The 2,320-nt window shown below is 69.9% G+C and carries 1 protein-coding gene; it reads right to left on the bottom strand.

Translation table 11 applies throughout. The features are described from left to right. Window positions 1-246: 246 nt before the first annotated feature. The coding region (locus tag MD221_RS17360) for a M1 family metallopeptidase (RefSeq protein WP_242113411.1) at window positions 247-2,320 on the bottom strand (2,074 nt) is incomplete at its 5' end.

Genomic DNA, 2,320 nt, shown 5'->3' on the forward strand with positions numbered 1-2,320 from the left:
CAGCGAGGGCACCACCGTGCGCGGCAGCGGGCCCTTGGGCACCGGGTCGGCGGCGTGGGCGATGCCGGCGCAGGCCAGCAGGGCACCCGCCAGGGCATTGATCCGGAACCTGTTGCTTTGCAGCGCTTTGTTGCGAAACGGACGCATGATTCGGCCTCCCGAAAGGAGGCCGGAGGATACGGCGCACCGTGCCTGAAGGCATGTGTCGTTAGTTACAGCCCACGCCGGCGTGGCCCGGAAACGCCGTCATCGTTGCGTGAATGCCGGCGCCTGCCGCCGTCGCAGCGCGACCTGGGCCGCGCACATCTGGATGTTCTCGACCGCCTGTTTCAGCGTCAGCGGACCGGCCTCCACGTGTTCGAGGCGCGCGGCGAATCTTTCCCGCAACTGCGTCGCATCGCCCTGGCTGCACATGCCCTGTGCGTAAAGGGCGACCAACCCCGCTCCGGCGGGGCTGACCCTGGCGTTGAGACCATCGAAATGACGCTCCAGCCAGCCGCGCAGCGCCTGCCGCGCGCGCGGATCGTCCGCCTGCCCTTTCAGCAGGTCGTAGAGCTCGGTCCGGCGTACCAGATCCGGCTCCAGCGCCAGGGCGCGGACGCGTTCGGCCAGCGCCGGATCGCTCGCGCTGCCCAGGGCTTGCAGCAGTTGCAGGCGAATCTCCGTTTCCTGCGCGGCCCGCAGGTGGCGCTCGGCGCTGTCGAAAGCCTCCTTTCCGCCCTCCTCGACCGCGATCCTCAAGGCCAATCCGCGGATATCGCGCGGCGCGCCGTCCGGATGCAGCCGGCCGTCGCCGTCCAGGCCCAGCACCGCGCGGCCCTGCGTGCGCAGCGCGGCGCGCACCTGCCTCTCGTGCAGGGTGTCGGCATGGAATTCCATCAGCGTCTTGCGCAGCTTGCGCGTCTCGTCGCTTTCGCCGTCCCGGAAGCGCAGCCCGAGCTTGTCCAGGGTCGGACGATAGATCTCGGCGATGCCTGCGCGGAAAGCGCTACGCGCCGCCTCGTCGCCGAACAGATGCCGGTCCATCCAGTCGATCCGGTCGGTGCCGGCGGTCACCGTTGCGCTGGCGATGCCGCGCACGAATCCCGGCAAGGCCTCGATCAGCTGCGAAGGCGTGAGCTTGCCAGCGTCGTAGGCGGCGATGACCGAGTCGGCGTAGCTGCGCTGCTCCAGCGCGTCGAGCCCGCCGAACGCCGAGGCAAGCGCGCGCTGCCACTGCGGCGAAAGCCCGAAGCGGTAGTAGCCGGCGGCATGCGCGTTCGGCATGACCCAGGCGGGGCAGCCTTGTGCCTGCTGCAGCTCCACGCGCATCCGCGCCCCCTCGAACAGGACCTTCTGTTCCCGCACCGTGCCGGCATCGGCATAGCGCACCGCGACCGGAATGCCCCAGCGTTGCGAGGCGGCGGCGCCGGAACCGATCGGCAGATAGCGCGCCTGGCGCAGCAGCAGCGCCGGCCTGTCCCGGCCGCATTCCACGTCGACCTGGACCAGCGGCACGCCGGCTTGGTCGATGAAGCTCGAAAAAGCCCGCCCGACCGCATCGGGCCGGTCGCTGCGCGCGGCGACGGCGGCGATCAGGTCGGCGCTGGTGGCCGTGCCGCGCGCGTGCGTGCGCAGGTAGTCGCGGATGCCGTCACGGAACTTCTCCGGCCCCAGGTAGTTCTCAAACATCTGCAGGGTGGCCGCGCCCTTGGAGTAGGTGATGTCGTCGAAAGCGGCGTCGATGTCGGTGTAGTCCCCGATCGGCTCGTGGATGCGGCGCGTGCTGGCCAGGCTGTCGATCTCCATGGCCTGGATGGTCTCTTCGAGCAGGTCGCGCTCCACCGATGCGCCGGCCTGCAGCTGGCCGTAGATCTTCGCGCCCATCCAGTTGGAAAAGCCTTCGTTGAGCCAGAGATCGTCCCACCATCGCGAGGTCACCAGGTTGCCGAACCACTGGTGCGCCAGCTCGTGCGCGCCGACGATCCAGAACCCGTCGCGCTGCCGCACCGAGGACCGCTCGTCGGCGGTCAGCAGGACGTCGTTGTAGACGACCAGGCCGGCATTCTCCATCGCGCCGCCGAAATCCGGCGCGGCGACGCTGTCGAGCTTCTCGAAGGGAAACGGGGTTCCGAAGTATTGCTCCAGCGCCGCGACGATCCGCGGCGTGTTAGCCAGCGTATAGCGCATGCGCCCGCCCTGCCCCCGGGTGGCGAGGGCGCGGATCTTGAGCGGCGCCGCGCGTACCGCGCCGGGCGCGGCATCCTGCCCCTGCACCACGTCCCAGGGACCGACCGCGAAGGCGATCAGGTAGCTCGGCAGCGCCTCGGTGCGGCGGAAG

It is taken from the genome of Luteimonas aquatica, from assembly GCF_022662575.1.
In the GTDB taxonomy this organism is placed as follows: Bacteria; Pseudomonadota; Gammaproteobacteria; order Xanthomonadales; family Xanthomonadaceae; genus Luteimonas; species Luteimonas aquatica.